This window comes from Limnobacter sp. 130, assembly GCF_902506325.1.
In the GTDB taxonomy this organism is placed as follows: domain Bacteria; phylum Pseudomonadota; class Gammaproteobacteria; order Burkholderiales; family Burkholderiaceae_B; genus Limnobacter.
In genome coordinates this window covers 1,112,490-1,131,201 of record NZ_LR732328.1, presented here as the reverse complement: position 1 = coordinate 1,131,201, position 18,712 = coordinate 1,112,490, and the positions used below count along the sequence as shown (strand labels likewise).

Here is an 18,712-nt window from a genome sequence, read left to right as displayed (position 1 = left end):
CGAATGGCCCCATTGTGCCAAACAAGTGCTTGAATTGCTGGAATCGGCACTCAAATCGTCGTTTTCAGACCCATGTGCTTGAAATGATTTAAAATACGGCCAATTCTAAAAAGGCATTTTCCTTGAGCGCACTGTCCTTCAAACTCAAAACCACCTCGGGCAAGGCCCGACGCGGTGAAATCACCACAGCCCATGGCGTCATTCAAACGCCGATCTTCATGCCAGTGGGTACCTATGGCACCGTGAAGGGCATGACCCCGCGCGACCTCACCGAGATCAATGCGCAAATTATTCTGGGTAACACCTTTCATTTGTGGATGCGGCCGGGCCTGGACATCATGGAAAAATTTGGAGGCCTTCACCAGTTCATGGGCTGGAAAGGCCCAATTTTGACCGATTCTGGCGGCTTTCAAGTGTTCAGCCTTGGTGCCATGCGCAAAATCAAGGAAGAGGGTGTTCATTTTCGCAGCCCCGTGAACGGCGACAAATTATTCCTTACGCCTGAAGAAAGCATGCGAATTCAAACGGTGTTGAATTCCGACATCGTCATGATTTTTGACGAATGCACGCCATACCCCGCCACCCACACCGAGGCAAGGCTGTCCATGGAAATGTCCATGCGCTGGGCGCGCCGTTCGCGCGATTCATTCGATGCACTGGATAACAACAACGGTTTGTTCGGTATTGTGCAGGGCGGTATGTACGAGGACTTGCGCGACATTTCGCTACAAGGTCTGGAAGAAATCGGCTTTGATGGTTATGCAATTGGTGGCTTGTCTGTTGGCGAACCCAAAGACGACATGCAGCGTATTTTGGCGCACACCGCGCCGAAGCTGCCCCAAAACAAGCCCCGTTATTTAATGGGTGTTGGCACACCAGAGGATTTGGTGAATGCCGTGGGGCAGGGCATTGACATGTTTGATTGCGTGATGCCCACCCGCAACGCGCGCAATGGTTGGCTATTTACACGCACGGGCGACATTCGTATTCGCAACGCAAAATTTCGCAACGATGACAACCCGCTCGATTCGACCTGTACTTGTTACACCTGCAAAAATTTCTCACGGGCGTACTTGCATCACCTCGATCGCAGCAAAGAAATTCTCGGTGCGCAGCTTAACACCATGCACAACCTGCACTACTACCTGGAATTGATGCGGGAAATGCGCGAAGCGATCGAGCAAGACCGCTTTGACGAGTTTGTACGTGAATTTAATGTGCTGCGTGCACAGAATGCCCAACAACTTCCACAGCCACTTCAGGCGGCACCGTAGGCGCCAGTCCAAACTGGTCGAGAATCAGTAACACCTGCTGGTGCAGGTCGATTACCTCGACCATTCGTTGATGATCGGTTTCACCAATTTGCGCAAGCCGCTGGGTGGTTTTCAATTGACCATGCATTAGTTGCCGTTGCTCACCCAACACCGGCACGTTGGGTTCCCACTGCGCATTTTCAATTGCTGTCAGCGACGTAACCGCAAAGCCCACGCTTGCGCCATGCACATTCACCACCAGAATACTTGATTCATGATTCAGGCTTTGACGTGCTGCACCCAGCCATTGAGCCAGGTCAAATACGGGAATGGATTCATCGCGGTGAGTCAGCATGCCGAGCATGGGGTTGCTTCGCTCAAAAATTTCGATGTCAGCCCGGTAGGGAAGTACTTCCCGCACTTGCTCAATTGGCGTAGAAAATTCGGTGTCCAAACGGTACACCATCAACCGGTCTAAACCGTGGGCAGGCCTGCCTTGCTGACTCGCTGCGTCTTGTTGGGCCGACGCGCTGGCCTTGGCCAAAATACCGGCCAGTTCAATCAGTTCCTGGTCTTCGCTGATTCGAGGGCAAGACAGCACAAAGTACTGCGGGCCACGTTGTGAATGCGGGTCTTCTTTTGAAAACACCGTACAGGGCAAGGCTCCCTCAAGTTGTGCCGCTTTGGGCAGGCCAAAGCCAGGCAATCCAATCACTGAATTGTGCGGCACATGAACAATGTCCAGAACTTTGTCGATCAGCAAGGCAAGCGGGTTACCCGCTACCCGAATCACAAACGCCTGTTGTGCCGGGCATTGCGTTTTACCGGCATTGCCCAAGCCCAAATAGCTTGCCAGGTTCACTGCGGGAATGGTTTGCTCCCGGTAATCCAGATTGCCTTTGTAAAATCCACCGGAGTATTCACTGGGCAGCAACACGGGGTTGACCACCGTGGTTTCGATGTCTTTGGGATTCACCGCAAACAGCGTTGACATGCTTTGCATCAACATCAGCGGTGTTCGCGTGTTCAACGCGGTGTCTTCATTCGATGTTTGCAGTTCAAGCGATTGACGATGCGGTTCAGGATCTTTGGCTTTGGGTAAACCTGGCAAGTCGAACAAGGCTTGCGTAGAAAGCACCTGAACCAGTTGATTCAATTCGCTGTTCATCAGGCTGCCAGCAAAAATGCTGCCAATACAATCGGCGGAATTGACCGTGTGCATATTGGCTGGGTTTGCAAAAAACAGGGCCTTGACCTCGTCGGCAATCAAACCGAGCAAATTGTTTTCGTGGGCGATCAGCAAAATACAGCCCGGTGCATAGGCATGGCCAGGGCGGTTCAAAAGGCATTCCAGATCGAGTACGGGAATGCTGACGCCGCGCAAGTTCAAGCCACCTTTGATCCAGGGCTGTGGGCAAGGCAAGGCCATGAGTGGGTGAAAGGGCACCACTTCCCTGACCGACTTCATGGGCAAGGCCAAGGTCATTTCACCAATTCGAAATGAACCAAAGCCCTGTTCGTATTGGCTCAAATCACTCATGCAGCTTTACTGCCAGTGTGTTTCTCAAGTCCGCCAGTCAGTTCTTCAATCAGCCGGTTCACGGCAATGGCCAACTCGCGTTGCTGTTCTGCTGAACTGGTAATTTGCTTCACGCTTTCACCGGTCTCGGTCACGCTGCTCAAAATGCCATCAAAGCTTTGTGCTGCGTTCTGGCTTACCTCTACGCCTTCCTCAACCTGCGCAACCGATTCTTCAATCAGCGTGGCGATTTCGCGTGCAGCGCTTGAGCTGCTTTCAGCCAGCTTGCGCACTTCGGCGGCCACCACTGAAAACCCAACGCCGTGTTGCCCGGCGCGTGCCGCTTCAATGGCTGCATTGAATGCGAGCAAGTTGGTTTGGTTCGCAATGTCGCCAATGACCCGCACAATTTCTGAAACCTTGCTGGAGCTGTTCTGAATGGCATGGATTGCAGCAATGGATCTTTTCAATTCCCTGCTGCCCAGGTTCGCCGCGTCAAGGCCCTTTTGTGCCAGTTGAGTGGCCGTGGCCGAGTTGCCGGAAATGTCGGTAATGCTGTCGACCAGTTTGGAAACCCGTTCCCGCATTTCGCCCGACTTTTTGTTGATACCCTGTTCCAACATCACTTCTTTCGTTACGTCGTAAGCGTACTTCACTACTTTGACCACGTTGCCATTCAAATCCAGAATGGGGTTGTAGGTGGCTTGAATCCACACATCCCGATTGAACTTGCCCACGCGGTGAAAGCGACCGCTGACGAATTTTCCTTCGTTCAGTTTCAACCAGAAGTCGCGGTACTCTTCGCTTTGTGTGTATTCCAGCGTACAGAAAATGCTGTGGTGCTGGCCTTGAATTTCTCGCGAGGTATAGCCCATCGCGTTCAGGAAGTTGCGGTTGGCATTGAGCACATGGCCGTCCAGGTCAAATTCAATCACGGCTTGACCCAAATTGATCGCTTCTACCTTGGCTTCAAATTCCGAGTTTTTCAGTTTGCTGTTGGTCACGTCGCTGGCAAACTTCACCACTTTTACCAGGTTGCCGCGTGGGTCGTAAATCGGGTTGTAGGTGGCTTGAATCCACACCTCACGCTCACCCTTGGCCACACGTTTGTATTCTCCCGATTCAAACTGACCGCGGCCCAGGCTTTCCCAAAAGGCCTGGTACTGCGGTGTGGCTGCATGGGCGGCATCCACAAACATGCGGTGGTGGCGGCCTGTGATTTCTTCAGCCGAGTAACCCATCAGATTCAGGAAGTTGGCATTGGCTGACAGCACCTTGCCCTGCATGTCGAATTCAATCACGGCCTGCGAACGATCAATTGCGCCCAGTTTGCCTTCTGCATCCAGTCGCGACAGTTTGGATTCGGTGATGTCGTGGAGCATCAGCACCACTTTGATCAATTGCCCGTCCAGGCCAATCACCGGGCTGCGGGTACCTGAAAGCCAAATCTCTTTTCCACCCACGCCCTTGTACCTGAATTCGCCAGCCAGGTTCTTGCCTTCCCGCAGGTCATTCCAGATCTTGAAGTGGCTACTGTCGTTGCGCTCTTCATCGAACATCAAAAAGCCTTCCGACTTGTCGGCCAGGTCTGTTTGGCTGTAACCCAGTGATTTCTGCATCAACTCATTGCTGCTAAGAATTTTCCCTTCGGCATTTAATTCAAGAATGCAACTGGTGCTGGACACAGAGTCCATGCGTGCCTGGGTTTCAATTGCGTGCAATTTGGATTCGGTGATGTCGCTGCAAAACTTGACGATTCTGACGGGGTTGCCTTCCAGGTCAAGAATCGGGTTGTAGCTGGCTTGAATCCAGATTCTTTTGCCATGGTTGCCCACGCGCAGGTATTCTCCCGAATCGAATTCGCCTTGCCCCAGCTTGCGCCAAAAAGCGCGGTAGGCGCCGCCACTGCTTTCTTCTTTGTCGACAAACATGCTGTGGTGTTGCCCCACAATGTCGTCTAGCGAATAGCCGGTCAAGCTCAGGAAATTCTCGTTGGCATTCAAAATGTTGCCACCCAGGTCAAATTCAATAATGCCTTGTGAACGGTTCATGGCGCTGACTTTGCCATCGTCTTCAATGGCCTTGATTTTTGCGGCCGTGATATCGCTTGCAAATTTAACCACTTTCACTGGCTTGCCATTCACACCCAGAATCGGGGTGTAGGTGGCTTGCAACCACACTGGGCGACCATGCCGGTTTACGCGCATGAATTCGCCAGACTTGAACTCGCCCGCAGCCAGGTCTTTCCAGAAATTGCTGTATTCCTCCGATTCTGCATAATTTTTTTCGCAAAACTGACGGTGGTGTTGCCCCACAATTTCCTGCATGCGATAGCCCATGGTGTTCAGGAAATTGTCGTTGGCCGCCAGAATGCGGCCGCTGGTGTCAAATTCGATCACCGCCTGGGTTTTGTCGATGGCAGCCACTTTTCCTTCATTTTCAAGTGACTTGCTCTTGGCTTCTGTAATGTTGCTTGCAATCTTGATCACCGACACCAAATTGCCGTCGTCGTCCCGTACCGGGTTGTAGCTGGCCTGGATATACACCTCCTGGCCCTGTGAATCCAGTCGCAAAAACTCGCCGCTTTGAAACTCGCCCTCGCGCAATTTATCCCAAAATTGTCGGTATTCGTCCGATTCTGCGGTGTCGGCAGTGCAAAACAGGCTGTGGTGCTTGCCCAGTACATCCTCTTGCGCGTAGCCAAAAACATTCAGAAAGTTCTCGTTGGCATACAGAACATTGCCGTCCAGGTCGAATTCAATGCAGGCTTGACTCTTGGCCAAAGCATTGAACAGATGAGTACGGTGATTGTGCGTCTGCTCTGTATTGTGGGTCATGGTTTGCCTTGCTGATCAGAATGGGTTGGCTCGATTGGGGTAAACACCATTGTGTGGGGCCTTGGCTGGGTCAATCACCCGATAAAACAGGTAATCACAGTTCAATTGAAGTTTTTCCGCTGTTGTGAATCGCACATTTGGGTAGGGGGGTAATGCAGGGGGATGGGTTTGATTGCCTATCTGACAGGCTTTCAGTTTGGCGTAAGTTTTCGCTTTGATACTCGTTCGCAAGCCTAGGCTCGGGAGGGATGTGACTTCGTATTCCGTGCCTGCGGTTAACAACAACCTTAAAAAGGAGACAAGCGATGAGCAACCCAAAGGGCGGTGATGCCTACTGGAAAGCGACAATCGGCCTGTTGACCAAAATCATGATCGTGTGGTTTTTGGTCTCTTACGGCGCCGGCATTCTGTTTGTTGAGCAACTCAATCAATTCAGCATTGGTGGTTACCCACTGGGCTTCTGGTTTGCACAACAAGGTTCTATCTACACGTTCATCATTCTCATTTTCTACTACGCGAAGAAAATGGGTCAGATTGACCGCGAACACGACGTTCACGAAAACTAAGGAGATTGCTAATGGATTTGCAAACAATCACCTACGTGATCGTGGGTTTGAGTTTTGCGCTGTACCTCGGTATTGCGTTTTGGGCCCGTGCTGGCAGCACGGGTGAATTTTATGTGGCCGGTGGTGGTGTACACCCCGTAGCCAACGGTATGGCGACTGCAGCGGACTGGATGTCAGCTGCTTCGTTCATTTCCATGGCCGGTTTGATTGCCAACATGGGTTACGGTGGTTCCGTATTCCTGATGGGCTGGACCGGTGGTTATGTGTTGCTGGCGATGTTGCTGGCTCCGTACCTGCGCAAGTTCGGCAAGTTCACGGTGCCTCAGTTCATCGGTGATCGTTACTACTCCAACACAGCACGCACAGTGGCTGTGATCTGTTTGCTGGTTGCTTCCATTACATACGTAATTGGACAGATGACCGGTGTGGGTGTGGCTTTCTCCCGATTCCTGGGTGTATCCGCTGAAGTGGGTATTTATGTAGGTATGGGTATTGTGTTCATGTACGCTGTGTTTGGCGGCATGAAGGGCATTACCTACACGCAGATCGCACAGTATTGCGTGTTGATCATGGCCTACACCATTCCCGCCATCTTCATTTCCTTGAACCTGACAGGCAATCCATTGCCTCAACTGGGTCTGGGTTCTGACATGTTGGCAAATGGTCAACCCATGCTGGCCACCCTGGACAAAGTAGTGACTGACCTTGGGTTTAACCAGTACACCACAACACCCGCAGGCGGCAGCTACCTGAACACGTTCTTCTACACAGTCAGCTTGATGATTGGTACCGCGGGTCTGCCCCACGTGATCATTCGCTTCTTCACTGTACCTACAGTGGCCGATGCGCGTTCATCTGCTGGTTGGGCATTGGTGTTCATCGCAATTTTGTACACCACTGCACCTGCTGTTGGCGCAATGGCCCGTTACAACTTGCATGCAACGGTCAACGCCAATGTGGCAACAGGCGGCGACTTGTTTGCACCTGAAGCAGCTTTGGAAAACGACAAGAAACCAGCCTGGATGGGCCGTTGGGAAACCACTGGCTTGTTGAAGTTCGAAGACAAAAACGGTGATGGTCGAGTTCAGTACTACAACGACAAGTCCAAAAACGAAGCATTCCTGGCCAAAGCAGAAGCTGCGGGTTGGAAAGGCAGTGAAATGACAGTGAACGCCGACATTATGGTGTTGGCCAACCCTGAAATTGCACTGTTGCCCAACTGGGTGATCGCCTTGGTGGCTGCCGGTGGTTTGGCTGCTGCGTTGTCGACTGCTGCTGGTTTGTTGCTGGCGATTGCGTCTGCTGTGTCTCACGACTTGATCAAGGGCGTGTTCAATCCAAGTATTTCTGAAAAGAACGAATTGCTGGCCGGTAAAATTTCCATGGCCTTCGCGATTGTTCTGGCCGGTTATTTGGGCTTGAACCCACCGGGCTTCGCGGCGGGTACTGTGGCTTTGGCCTTCGGTATTGCAGCATCAAGCTTGTTCCCTGTGATCATGATGGGTATTTTCTCCAAGACCATGAACTCCGCGGGCGCAATCGTGGGTATGTTGAGTGGCTTGGCGGTAACCCTGTTCTACGTGTTTGCACACAAGGGTATTTTGTTTGTCAACGGTACTGAGTACCTGCACTTGGTGGGCGGCGCCAACGGCTTCTTCGGCATTACGCCTGAAGCCTTCGGTACCGTGGGCGCGATTGTTAACTTTATCGTGGCCTACCTGGTCAGCAAGGTAACAGCACCACCCCCAGAGCACATTCAGCACTTGGTTGAAGACGTACGTACCCCGCGTGGTGCAGGCGTTGCAACTGGTCACTGATTGACTGTTCAACAATAATCACTGCCTTCATTGAAAGGCAGGGCTTGAGAAGCTTGAAAGCCCGGTGAGAAATCACCGGGCTTTTTTATTGTTCTAGAGTAAAACTGTTACTTCCACTCTCAAAAAAATGCTCCAATGCTTCCAAGCTGCGCATGTACCCAAGGGTGGCTGGCCAAAGCGGCAATGAGTAAACCCAGCAGCAGAATAATTCCGAAAGGCTTCAGTGGGCTTGTTTTAGCGGGTGTCGCAGGCAAATTAGTGGATGCTTTCGCGGTGTTTTGTTGCGTAGGCTGCGTCTTGCTTTGTTCTACAGGCATGCTGTTTTTGACCTTTTCCGGGACCACTTTGCCTAAAAACCACATGGCTGCGCTAATCACGATCAAATCGTCGGTGATGCCAAAGAGCACCAGAAAATCGGGAATCATGTCGATTGGACTGAACAGGTATACCACCACAGCCAGCATGAAACCCTTGATCCATTTGGGCGTGTCGGCATGCCGAAAAGCATGCCACAACATGCGGCTATGGGTCTTAAGCGCTTTGAGCTTGGTAAGAACTGGAAAAAAACGAGTAAAAAACATACACAGCACTCAACTATAAAAGAGGAAACATTGTGACCCAAGCACCCTTGATGATCCAGCGTTCATGCCGAATCCCTGTGCCTTTGGCGGACTGTTTTGCTTTGTACACCCGTTTGAAAGCGGATGAATATATTCACAGTGACGCATTAATTGCGCCCATTACCCGAATAGAAATGATTCTGGGCAAATCGTTCAATGAAGTGGGTGATATTCAGCGAATTACCTTCAAGGGTGGCGCTGTGATTGACGAAGAAGTGTTGGCCTTTGTTCCGAATCGGCAGTTTGTTTACAAAGGAACCGGTTTTAGCCAGCCTTTGCTGAACTGGCTCGACCATGCAAAAGGCTCATTTGAATTTGAGAAGGACGGCGACGGCACCCTGGTGACCTGGCGCTATCTGTTTTATTTAAAACCCGGCTTGGGCATTGGGCCCAAGCGACTCGTATTCAAGGCAGTGATAGTCGACTTGATTTGGCACCGGATGATGAGCAAAACACTGATCAATCTGACGCAAATCATTACGCTTCGCACCTTGCAGGCAGGAAAAAAATGATGAATCCATGTTTTAAGAACGGTCTGCGCATTGCGGCCGTTTTCAGTTTGATGATGCTGGTTTTTTTGGGCTTTCAAACCACTGCGCGCGCGCAAACAGTAAGTGGCCACGAACCCAGCATTTGCGTATTTGATCTGTTGGGTGCCAAAGGACCCATATTTAATTTGGCGCAAGAATATGCACTGGAAGGCCGAAAAAACGGCTACGGCTTCAAGCCCGTGGTGTACACGAATGAGTCGATTGCAACGAAAGATTTTGAAATTGGTGTGTGCGATGGCTTGGTAGCAACCGGAATTCGCACGCGCAAATACAACAGCTTCACAGGTAGCCTGGATGCCGTGGGTGGTTTGCCAAATTATGATGCCGTGCTGTTGGCCTTAAAGTCGATGGGTAGCCCACAGTTGCAACCCGTAATGCAGCAAAGTGATTTTGAAGTGGGCGGGGTATTGCCCTTTGGTACGGCGTATGTGTTTGTGCGCGACCGTGAAATTAATTCATTGGCCAAAGCGGCAGGCAAGCGTGTGGCGGCTTTGTCGCATGACGAATCGCAACGCCGGCTAATAGAGCAGGTGGGCGCGCAGCCCATTGCTGCGGATGTATCCAATTATGGGTCGATGTTCAACAACGGTGCCGTGGACATTATCGTGGCGCCTTCCATTGCCTATTCCCCCTTGGAGCTGTACAAAGGCCTGGGCAAGAAGGGTGCAATCATTCAGTTGCCCGTGGCCATGGTGACTTACCAAATCATTTTGCGTAAGTCCAAGTTTCAGCCGGGTTCAGGCCAAAAGTTACGTGCCTTTGTGGCCCAGGAAATGCCCAAGGCATTGAATGCTGTTAAAAAAATCGATCGGCAGATTCCTGACAAAGCCTGGTTGAAAATGACGGATGCCGACAAGCTGGAATACACCACCATGATGCGCGAAGCCCGCATCAGCTTGAGCAAAGACGGCGTGTACGATGGATGCGCCTTGCGTTTGCTCAAAAAAGTGCGTTGCGCACTGGATGGCAAGGCCTCGGAATGCAGTTTGCCTGAGGGCTACACCGTGCCCAAGAGTTGCCCCATACAGCCCATGTAATCGGGTGTTGTATTAGCCAATTACCACCGGGGTGTCGGGAAGCTCGTTCTTGCCACCCCCTTCGTGTGGAAAGTGTTCAATCAATTTCTCGCTCACGGCTTGAATGCCGCGCAGTGCGCCTTCCGCGTAATGCCCTTGGGCGAATTCAGATTGAATCGCGCGGCACAATTCTTCCCAGTACTGGGTACCCACTTGGGTATGAATACCCCGGTCCGCCACAATTTCAATGGCATGGTCCGCCAGCAACACGTATATCAGTACGCCGTTGTTGAGTTCCGTATCCCACACGTGCAATTCACTGAACACCTCGATTGCGCGTTGGCGAGGTGTTTGCCCTTGTAACAGTGGTTGAAGTTCTATCGAACTTTCCACTGCAAATCGAATTTCCCCAGAGTGCCGCGTTTCACTGGCCTTGATGGTTTGTGCAATGCGCTCCAGGTGCATGGGCGAGAAAATTTGCCGCACATGGCGCTCGGCTGTCATCAGGTGTTTCAGAATGCGTTGAATGCCCATGCTTACCACCTTCCCGAGGCACCACCGCCTCCAAAACCGCCGCCACCACCACCGAAGGATACACACGAACGGGACGTTTCGGGGTAGTTTGAAGTGCACTCATGGTGTCCACCAAGAAATGGAGTGGACACTATGGTCGCCGTTCAGAACCAGTCATTTCAAGATGGGTTTGCTGGGGGCTTACATCTCATCATCCCCATAGGCACAACCAGGGCACAACTTAGGCACATCCTAGTAATAGTCAAAATCCGTCCTGAAGGTCACGGATTTTCGAAAATCTCGCACAAAAATTCACTTCACAAACTCGAAAATCCACGACCTTCAGGTTGATTTCCCAAACGGTCATTGGACACAAAAATGTGAACCAGAAAATTCGAGAAATTTTTACAGATGTGCCCTGTTGACCGTTATTGGATTTGACTGAAGGTCATAAATGGGAAGACGGGCTAAATCGGGGTTGGGCACCAGTTGGGCACATTTTGGGCACACGCTGTGGGTGGCCCAGAAAACAAAAAAACCAACCACCGCTAAGTGATTGGTTTTAATGATAAAAATTTGGTTGCGGGGGCAGGATTTGAACCTACGACCGGTTATGAGTATTTTCTCGTTTAGCGATCATAAGCGGTGAAACTCGATAAGTAGCGGGATTAATTGGGGCGTTCGCTCGGCCAGTGCTGGCTTTCCAGTAATTCTCAGGGGTGCCCCTTTAAATCGCTTTAGATCTATCGCGTTGAAGTGCACCCTTGGGCACACGCACTCAATTTCTATGGCTTAGTAATTCCTATGCGATTGGGTTGACCTTCAGGCTCTGAAAATCCACTGCATCATCACCAATGAATTTCTGCAATTCTGGGGTGAACATTTGCCTATATTTGCTCGACTTTTTCAGGCCACGTTTTTGGGGCTGTTTTTTTCATCCAAATCAGATAAATTGGATCGAGCGTATACTCATCTTATGGAGTCACTGTTGCTCGAACCGTCGATTCAAACCGTTGGCTTTTCCAGTTATCTCAAGTCTGTTTATAAATCCACTCTGTTAGAGCGAGTGGGCTTTCCGTCCAAATGATGCCCTTGGTGGAGTGCGTCCGGCGGATTACTTCGACGCTTTAGTTGGTCAAGGGATTGTGGCGGATTTGTTAGCAGTAATTCGCTACGGTAGTTAACAGTAGCCAACGGTGAGTCAGTTCATCGGAATCCATAAAAAGTTCTGAATTTTCAACTCCATTGGTCCGGTTGGCGAGTTAGTGAGCTTTGATTCAACGTCGATGCGTCATAAAAGCTCCCACACGGATAACGTCGACCTGTTTTGTGAGCATAAAGAATTTCTCAGGAAAGCGGGACGGTTACCGGGCAGATCACCAGGGAGGTGGGTCTCGATTTCAGTTAGCCAGAAATTGGGATATCTATGGCTAAAAGCAGGTAACTACCGTCATTGCTTTGTCCAGCGTCACAAGTTTCGAAGCCTATTCTTTTGTAAAAGGCCAAAGCGCCATGATTGGAAACAAGGCACTTGAGTTTCATAGAGGGACCGTATTCTCCCTGTAAATATTTTAAAAATCGAGTGCCGACTTTATTGAGTCTCGAATCGGGTCGCACGTAAAAATGATGTAAAAAGTTATCGGGTGGGTAGTAAGAGACGAACCCAAGTATCTCATCAAGGTCGTCTATTGCAATCCATAATTCTTCATCTTTACTATCCTCAGAAAGTGTCTTGGTACTTTCCAGTTTCAGCTCATTTAAGAATGCCTTATACATTTCTTGAAGCTTTGAATTTGCAATAGATCGGCGTATTTCAATCATCTTTGTCTATCGGATAGGCTACTCTGTCGTTAACCAAGTTATCTGGCAGGAGCGAGTACAATGCCGCGTCATATGGCTTGCCTTTATATATCAATCGATTGCGGGCGTTACATTCAAACTGTGCTCCAATTTTTTCTGCCACACGCCGGCTAGCAAGGTTTTCCTGACGAACAACAATTTCTAGCCTAACAAGTTCTAAGTTCTCAATGGCGAATCGGGCAGCCAATCGGGCCATCGCAGATGCTAAACCTGCGTTTTTTCGAGTGGATCTTACCCAATAACCAAGGTTGGCGAATCGATTGACATGGTTGATTTGATTGATTCCTACGCAACCAACTAACCCGAAATCCGTCATGTCGAAAACTGCAAATTCACGGTCACCTTTTTCGAGCGCCCAGTTTTCTTGGCAACAACTGATCCATTCGTCTGCATCCTGAATGGAATAGTTGTCATGACACCAACTCATCCATGGACTAATGTCATTTTTAGATTCGGAAACTGCGCAGAATAGCCGATCCCGGTCATCTCGTCGTAGAGGGCGGATAATCAGATTTGATTGTTTGTCAGCAATTATCATGGATACGAATAAGTTGTGCTCAAAAAGGTGTACGGATCAGTAGCTGATTCGGCCAGACTGTCTCAATCGCCTAACCATTTGTACATCACCAAGGCGTCCAAGTAGCCTTTCTCCGGATGATCAAAAGCTTTGGGTAATCTGCCAACCGTAGAGAAGCCGAGCTTATGCCACAGTCGCACTGCGCCCTCATTGCTTGAAGCAACGAAGTTGAATTGCATTGCTTTGTATCCTAGCTGCATGGCTATTTCCTGAGAGTGCTCACACAAGAGAGTAGCGACACCACGACCTCTTGCTGCAGATGAGACCATGTAACCGCAATTACACACATGCGAGCCTGGGCCCGCCTGATTTGTTTTGATGTAGTAGGTGCCCAATATCTCGCCGTTTTCCTCAAGCACAAAGGTCTTCCTTGGGCTATCAAGCCAAATTACCTGAGCCTCAGCCTTGGTGATGTCTCGCGACAAGGCGTAGGTTTCCCCGGCAGCCGCTATTTCGCTAAATATGGGCCAAATTTTGTCAAAATCATTACGGGTCGCTTCACGTATTTTCATAACATTCATACGTTGGTTTATTCACACAAGTTTCTTCTGCCAGAAAAGAGCCTTGCCCATTTGTGGATCCAGCTCGTATCCCTCAAAGCCGAATGATCGATAGGCATTCCGGGCAACCATGTTTCCCTCCAGAACCTCCAACGTCAGTTTGCAACAATTGCGTTGTTTCGCAACTTCTTCGGCTTTAGCAAGTAGTTTTTGTGAGTATTTTTGACCCCGAAATTGGGGGAGAACTACCATGTCATGAATATTCAGCAGCGGTTTGCAGGCAAAGCTCGAAAAGCCTTCTATGCATATCGCGAGGCCCGCAGGCGATTCTTCGCAAAAAGCGAGGACTGCGAACGCGTAGGCGCGTTTCTTGAGTTCACTCACCAAATTGAGTTTGGTGTAGTCCGACAGTTCCTGGCCTCCGCCCATCTCATCCTTTGCATAGGCATTCAAAAGGGAGATGATCGCTTCGGCGTGAAGCGGATCATCAAGGTCTGCAATGACAATTTTCTCCATGCTCTTCTCACAATGATAGGTTTGACTGTCAGTCTCTGAGCGTTCGTGACCAGTTCGTTTTCCGAGGATTGCAGAAAACATTCCAGATTGTTATCATTATTGATAATAATTTAACCCTACAAGTAAATCAATGGCAAATTTGGAAGTGGCGCTGCATCCTGTGCGGATGAAAATCCTCTCGTATCTGTTCTCAGAGCCTTCGACCCCTCAGCAAATCCACAAGGACTTACCCGAAATTGCGCCGGCTACCTTGTATCGGCATATCAAAGCATTGTTGGACGCCGGTTTGATTGAAGTAGAACAGGAAAATCAGAAGCGTGGTGCCATCGAGGTGACGTACCGTTTATCTCGTGCAACTTCTCAACCGGAACCCTCTCCGGACGAACTCAAAAAGCTTTTCAATGTTTACCTGGCTGGGGTCTTGAACAGCTTTGACAGGTTTCTAGATTCGAACCGGGAAAAGGAGAGTTATCGACATGGGTTCAGCAAAGCGATTTTCTACGCCACCCCAAATCAACTGGATGAATTTCAGAAAAAGGTGCTGGAGGCCATTAAGCCACTTCTGAAGCCGTCAGGAGAGACACAACAAATGGCTTATGAGCTGTCCACAATTTTGCTACCGGTGGTTGAGGAATAATGGTGATCGTTCTCAATTTATTAGCGATGTTGGCACTGTGTGCAGTCGGTCTTTATTTGCTTGCTCAGCTCAATCGTCGGTCGCCGTCCGGATCCAAACCCTATTGGTTTGGTGCAATGGCCTTTGTTTTGTTTGCCAGGGTATTGGAGCCTGTTTTTCTCGGTTTTGCAGGGTTTGCTTTACCCGGGCAGTCCGCAAGTATCAAGGTGGCGGTATTGGGACTAATCATGGCTTGTCTCACTGCGGGGCTTTTTGATGAAACCGGAAAATATATCTGTCTAAAAGCTAAAAGCGTGAGTGGCCATTTGGACCTTCTGTGGTTGGCCAAGTTCGCTGTTGGCTATGCTCTGTGTGAGGCAGTGCTTCTGGGGGTGATCAGCCATGCTCAGCTGCTTTATTTTTACACCAGTCCGGACGTACTTCAGACACTGGAGCTTGATTCCTCCGCGCAGATTGTTATCAAGAAGCAAGTGGCAGGCTTGAGTGAGTGGACCGCCTTGTTTTTATTGGTTGAACGCAGTTTTGCCATCGTAGTGCAAGTTGGTTTGACTGTGCTGGGTGCTTTAGCCATCCCGAGAAGGCAGCTTGCCTGGCTTATGGCGGCCATATTGATTCACGCCTTGATCAACATTCCTGCTGCAAGTTATCAGTACGGATTCCTTGACTTACTACATGGCGAGGTGATTTATGCAATCCTGCTCGCTACTACGATCGTTCTGCTTCGGCTTAGAGCAGCGTCTCTATTGAAGTTCATCAAATTGAATTTCACAGATCAATGTTCTAGTGTTAGTGACAGAAAAATTGAATCGCTCCGAAATTGCTAGACACTGGTCACTCTCGCTAGGAGTACCCCTTTGGTAACTCAAATTCCACGTCATGCGCTTCGTTGGAACTGTCGATTAGAATTTAAATTTTGACTGGGTTCGAAAATGAAAATCAGCGCAAACAAATTACTCCAACAGATTCCTGGGGCTATCACTGAAAACTGGCCCATGGGAGAGCGTTTTGCAAGGGGCCTCAATCACGGAAGCATGAGCGTTGAGCTATATGCCCCACAAAATGAGGACCCTCAGAAGCCTCACGATCAAGACGAGCTGTATTTCATCATTGAGGGATCATCCCTGTTATTGATTGAGGACTCTGAGTTTGAGTGTGCACCAGGCGATGCATTCTTTGTTAAGGCCGGACAGGCGCATCACTTCTTTAAATTCTCAGAAGATTTCAAAACCTGGGTTGTATTTTGGGGGCCGATGGGTGGAGAAGCCGATCTTCCATGAATTAAATCGATTCATAGATTAATCAAATTCATAGCCTTTTAAGTCTCTACAGAGATCTTCGGCCTTACACTTTTCGTTGTGAACAATAGCAGCTTCTATTGAGTATGAGCACTAACCCTTTGATCGCTATTCGAGCAGCCGAAGCTCCTCTGCGTGCCAAACCTTCAGCGTATCCGTCTGAGCTGCAAGCGCGGGTTAAAGGTCGAGAAAAGCGTCCTTTGGGTGATCTGTTTGGCTTATCCAATTTCGGCGTAAATTTGACTCGACTGCCGCCCGGCGCGGCATCCTCATTTCGCCATGCGCATTCGAAACAAGATGAATTCATCTATATTCTTCAGGGGTATCCCAGCTTATACACCGATGAAGGGCGATCGCTGTTATCGCCAGGAATGTGTGCAGGTTTTAAGGCTGGTACCGGCAACGCGCACTCTTTGATCAACGAAAGCGAAGAGGATGTAGTCTATCTGGAGGTAGGTGACCGAACGGAGCACGATAATGTGACCTATCCTGATGATGATTTGTGTGCCAAATTTGTCAGTGGCAGCTGGGTCTTTACCAGAAAAGACGGCACTCCTTTATAGATTGCCTTTCGTGACGAATAGACAGAGAGTTGTGGATGAACGCACGTACACCCAAGTATTCGGCGAGTCAGGTTCCAAGTGTCCCAGAGCTGATTGCCTTTGAGGCAATCGCCAGGCATAAGAATTTTTCCAAAGCAGCCGATGAACTTTCGGTTACTCAAAGTGCAATCAGTCATCGAATTCAACAGCTTGAGGCAAGGCTTGGTACTACGCTTTTTCACCGACAAACATCACAAACGGAACTGACCGAGGCAGGCGAGGTGTTCTTGCCAAAAGTTCAAGAGATCCTGTCAGCACTGGAAAATGCGATCTCGGTGCTACAAGCAAAAGCTGTCAAACGGGTTCGTCTGAGTCTGCCACCACTGGTTGGTTCACATCTGGTCAGTCACTATTTGACCGCTTTTCAGCGCGATAATCCGGATATCGATCTTGAAATTACCATTTCCGCGACCTTCGCCAATTTGAAGGGTGGGGAAGCGGATATTGGTGTGCGCAGGGGGAGTGATGATGATTGGCCAAGCCTCGTGAAATCTAGATTATTTCAAATTGACTTGGTTTCAGTGTGCAGCCCCGCCTATTTGAAAGCGAATCCTTGGATTGTTTGTCCAGAGAGTATGTTGAAAGCGACACTACTTCGGCAAAGTATTTTTAGCTGGAAAGAGTGGTTTTCAGCCCAGGGCCTCGAGTGTGATGAACCACAACGAGGTCCCTTTTATAGCGATGTCAATCTGATGCTTCAGGCTTGCGAGTTGTCACAAGGAATAGCCCTTTTGCCCAAGGCCTTTGTTGAGCACAAAATTCATGATCGCAAGCTTATCTCGCCAATCAACTATGAGTTAAGAACTGGTCGAAGCATCTTCATTTGTTCTTCTCCTCACGCATTAGAACAAACCCAAGTAAGGCGCTTGTATGACTGGCTTGTTGCGCAGGCATCATGACGCTCCCGCAATTCAATGATTGGCCACGTAATAAATAGTGGATGTGGCATTCGCCAGTAGTGATTCTTTTGAGAACATCTCGGCCGACAGGTAAATCAGTCTTTCTGTTTTTCTAAGCAGGCTGACACGAATGCTTAGCGTGTCTCCCAAGAAAGCCGCTCGAATTAATGAGACGTTGAGGTTGACAGTGGCAATTTTTTTGATAGTGTCGATTGAATCAGTGGCGGTGCTGCCCATCGCAATGTCAAACACGGTGCAATAAAAGCCACCATGAAAGGTGCCTGCCTTGTTTAAGTGCTGTTCGGTCACGAGTAATTCATAATAGTCCTTGCCATCTCGGCTACTTTTTTGAATGGGTGAAAACAGCTTTACAACCGGGCTAAGATCCTCGCTAAGCACCACAGAGTTTTCCGCTACATTCCCCATCAAATTTCTCCTCTTAAATAGAATTCGATCGCATCTTCCAGTCGATCGTCCCCCCAAAAAAGTTGATCATGAACAATGAAAGATGGAGCACCAAAAATTTGAAGACCGTCAGCCTGCTCTGTAATCAGCTTGAGTCGATCCTTGGTTTCCTGGCTACTGGCATGGGGAAGAATCTCCTGAGGATCAAGGTCCATTTGCTTGAGAATTCGCTCGATCGTATCTGTGGTGGAGATGTCCTTGTTCAGCGCAAAGTAGGATCTAAATACATTGACGCAAAACGCATGAATCCACGGTGCATCAGAAAAGGCTGTTGCTATTCGAGCGGGCAAAATACTTCCAATTGGAAACTGGGTTGGTTGTTCAAACTCCAGTGAATATTTATTGGCTTGGCGTTTGACGTCTTGCCACATGTAAGCAAGTTTTCTGGGTTGGGCAAGAAAAGGACTTGATTGCCAGCCAAGGCGATTAAAAATTGCACCGAGTACTACAGGAACTAGTCGAATCTTGATTCCACGGGCTGCTGCCAACTTATCGATCCTCGCAACGGCCAAATACGAGTAAGGACTAGAGAAGTCGAAGTACAGATCAATTTGCTTGTTCAATGGACAGGCTCCGAAAAGTTAGCTATCAATATTTTGCCTTTCCTGATTGCCTCCACCAACAAATTATTTGATGGCCCTATTCAATAAATTCAACTGCTAATCAACT

20 protein-coding genes and 1 pseudogene are annotated in these 18,712 nt (G+C 49.3%); 11 read left to right on the top strand and 10 right to left on the bottom strand.

Going from position 1 to position 18,712, the window contains the following annotated elements; all coding sequences use genetic code 11:
• Positions 1–122: 122 nt before the first annotated feature.
• Positions 123–1,274 (top strand): tRNA guanosine(34) transglycosylase Tgt, encoded by a 1,152-nt coding sequence (gene tgt / locus FRIGORI9N_RS05355; RefSeq protein WP_201301413.1) that lies wholly within the window; start codon positions 123–125, stop codon positions 1,272–1,274.
• On the opposite strand, the gene FRIGORI9N_RS05350 is transcribed toward tgt, so the two are convergent.
• Both FRIGORI9N_RS05350 and FRIGORI9N_RS05345 read right to left on the bottom strand, forming a co-directional pair.
• Positions 1,213–2,793: a chemotaxis protein CheW gene (locus FRIGORI9N_RS05350; RefSeq protein ID WP_159568808.1), complete on the bottom strand. Its 1,581-nt coding sequence runs from the start codon at positions 2,791–2,793 to the stop codon at positions 1,213–1,215. The genes tgt and FRIGORI9N_RS05350 overlap by 62 nt on opposite strands.
• On the bottom strand, positions 2,790–5,609 hold the full coding sequence (locus FRIGORI9N_RS05345) for a PAS domain-containing methyl-accepting chemotaxis protein (protein ID WP_159568807.1): 2,820 nt from the start codon (positions 5,607–5,609) through the stop codon (positions 2,790–2,792). Before FRIGORI9N_RS05345 ends, FRIGORI9N_RS05350 begins: the two co-directional genes overlap by 4 nt.
• Before the next feature lie 305 nt (positions 5,610–5,914).
• Between FRIGORI9N_RS05345 and FRIGORI9N_RS05340 the strand changes: the two genes are divergently transcribed.
• Positions 5,915–6,175, top strand: a complete 261-nt coding sequence (locus tag FRIGORI9N_RS05340; RefSeq protein ID WP_159568806.1) for a DUF4212 domain-containing protein — start codon at positions 5,915–5,917, stop codon at positions 6,173–6,175.
• A gap of 11 nt (positions 6,176–6,186) precedes the next feature.
• On the top strand, positions 6,187–7,992 hold the full coding sequence (locus FRIGORI9N_RS05335; protein WP_159568805.1) for a sodium:solute symporter family protein: 1,806 nt from the start codon (positions 6,187–6,189) through the stop codon (positions 7,990–7,992).
• 119 nt (positions 7,993–8,111) lie between these two features.
• On the opposite strand, the gene FRIGORI9N_RS05330 is transcribed toward FRIGORI9N_RS05335, so the two are convergent.
• Positions 8,112–8,510: a YkvA family protein gene (locus FRIGORI9N_RS05330; protein WP_159568804.1), complete on the bottom strand. Its 399-nt coding sequence runs from the start codon at positions 8,508–8,510 to the stop codon at positions 8,112–8,114.
• A gap of 95 nt (positions 8,511–8,605) precedes the next feature.
• Here FRIGORI9N_RS05330 and FRIGORI9N_RS05325 point away from each other — a divergent pair, with 95 nt between their 5' ends.
• Positions 8,606–9,124 (top strand): SRPBCC family protein, encoded by a 519-nt coding sequence (locus tag FRIGORI9N_RS05325; RefSeq protein ID WP_159568803.1) that lies wholly within the window; start codon positions 8,606–8,608, stop codon positions 9,122–9,124.
• Positions 9,124–10,200 (top strand): putative solute-binding protein, encoded by a 1,077-nt coding sequence (locus FRIGORI9N_RS05320; protein ID WP_159568802.1) that lies wholly within the window; start codon positions 9,124–9,126, stop codon positions 10,198–10,200. Before FRIGORI9N_RS05325 ends, FRIGORI9N_RS05320 begins: the two co-directional genes overlap by 1 nt.
• Positions 10,201–10,212: 12 nt before the next feature.
• Here FRIGORI9N_RS05320 and FRIGORI9N_RS05315 read toward each other — a convergent pair whose 3' ends face one another.
• The gene (locus FRIGORI9N_RS05315) at positions 10,213–10,713 is read right to left on the bottom strand and encodes a TPM domain-containing protein (protein ID WP_159568801.1); all 501 of its coding nucleotides are present in this window, start codon (positions 10,711–10,713) and stop codon (positions 10,213–10,215) included.
• A 1,058-nt stretch (positions 10,714–11,771) separates the two neighbouring features.
• On the opposite strand from FRIGORI9N_RS05315, the pseudogene FRIGORI9N_RS15580 reads away from it, so the two are divergent.
• Positions 11,772–11,876 (top strand): annotated as a pseudogene (locus FRIGORI9N_RS15580) (DUF2384 domain-containing protein); the annotation flags it as partial.
• A 220-nt stretch (positions 11,877–12,096) separates the two neighbouring features.
• Here FRIGORI9N_RS15580 and FRIGORI9N_RS05305 read toward each other — a convergent pair.
• From FRIGORI9N_RS05305 to FRIGORI9N_RS05290, 4 genes are all read right to left on the bottom strand, one after another.
• A complete protein-coding gene (locus FRIGORI9N_RS05305) occupies positions 12,097–12,513 on the bottom strand; it encodes a GNAT family N-acetyltransferase (RefSeq protein WP_159568800.1) in 417 nt (138 codons plus the stop codon).
• The gene (locus tag FRIGORI9N_RS05300; RefSeq protein WP_159568799.1) at positions 12,506–13,090 is read right to left on the bottom strand and encodes a GNAT family N-acetyltransferase; all 585 of its coding nucleotides are present in this window, start codon (positions 13,088–13,090) and stop codon (positions 12,506–12,508) included. The genes FRIGORI9N_RS05305 and FRIGORI9N_RS05300 overlap by 8 nt, the downstream gene beginning before the upstream one ends.
• A 62-nt stretch (positions 13,091–13,152) precedes the next feature.
• Positions 13,153–13,650: a GNAT family N-acetyltransferase gene (locus FRIGORI9N_RS05295; protein WP_201301412.1), complete on the bottom strand. Its 498-nt coding sequence runs from the start codon at positions 13,648–13,650 to the stop codon at positions 13,153–13,155.
• Positions 13,651–13,662: 12 nt separating this feature from the next.
• Positions 13,663–14,145 (bottom strand): GNAT family N-acetyltransferase, encoded by a 483-nt coding sequence (locus tag FRIGORI9N_RS05290; protein WP_159568797.1) that lies wholly within the window; start codon positions 14,143–14,145, stop codon positions 13,663–13,665.
• Between the two features lie 130 nt (positions 14,146–14,275).
• Here FRIGORI9N_RS05290 and FRIGORI9N_RS05285 point away from each other — a divergent pair, with 130 nt between their 5' ends.
• The 5 genes from FRIGORI9N_RS05285 (at position 14,276) to FRIGORI9N_RS05265 (ending at position 17,578) form a co-directional block, all read left to right on the top strand.
• Positions 14,276–14,782: a helix-turn-helix domain-containing protein gene (locus FRIGORI9N_RS05285; protein WP_159568796.1), complete on the top strand. Its 507-nt coding sequence runs from the start codon at positions 14,276–14,278 to the stop codon at positions 14,780–14,782.
• Positions 14,782–15,606: a YhfC family glutamic-type intramembrane protease gene (locus FRIGORI9N_RS05280; RefSeq protein WP_159568795.1), complete on the top strand. Its 825-nt coding sequence runs from the start codon at positions 14,782–14,784 to the stop codon at positions 15,604–15,606. The genes FRIGORI9N_RS05285 and FRIGORI9N_RS05280 overlap by 1 nt, the downstream gene beginning before the upstream one ends.
• Positions 15,607–15,711: 105 nt before the next feature.
• Positions 15,712–16,059 (top strand): cupin domain-containing protein, encoded by a 348-nt coding sequence (locus tag FRIGORI9N_RS05275; protein WP_159568794.1) that lies wholly within the window; start codon positions 15,712–15,714, stop codon positions 16,057–16,059.
• A 104-nt stretch (positions 16,060–16,163) separates the two neighbouring features.
• Positions 16,164–16,640: a cupin domain-containing protein gene (locus FRIGORI9N_RS05270; protein ID WP_201301411.1), complete on the top strand. Its 477-nt coding sequence runs from the start codon at positions 16,164–16,166 to the stop codon at positions 16,638–16,640.
• A gap of 35 nt (positions 16,641–16,675) precedes the next feature.
• Positions 16,676–17,578 (top strand): LysR substrate-binding domain-containing protein, encoded by a 903-nt coding sequence (locus FRIGORI9N_RS05265; protein ID WP_159568792.1) that lies wholly within the window; start codon positions 16,676–16,678, stop codon positions 17,576–17,578.
• A gap of 12 nt (positions 17,579–17,590) precedes the next feature.
• On the opposite strand, the gene FRIGORI9N_RS05260 is transcribed toward FRIGORI9N_RS05265, so the two are convergent.
• Together FRIGORI9N_RS05260 and FRIGORI9N_RS05255 are read right to left on the bottom strand one after the other, a co-directional pair.
• On the bottom strand, positions 17,591–18,004 hold the full coding sequence (locus FRIGORI9N_RS05260) for a PaaI family thioesterase (RefSeq protein ID WP_159568791.1): 414 nt from the start codon (positions 18,002–18,004) through the stop codon (positions 17,591–17,593).
• Positions 18,004–18,606, bottom strand: a complete 603-nt coding sequence (locus tag FRIGORI9N_RS05255) for a 2-hydroxychromene-2-carboxylate isomerase (protein WP_159568790.1) — start codon at positions 18,604–18,606, stop codon at positions 18,004–18,006. The genes FRIGORI9N_RS05260 and FRIGORI9N_RS05255 overlap by 1 nt, the downstream gene beginning before the upstream one ends.
• Between the last annotated feature and the right edge of the window lie 106 nt (positions 18,607–18,712).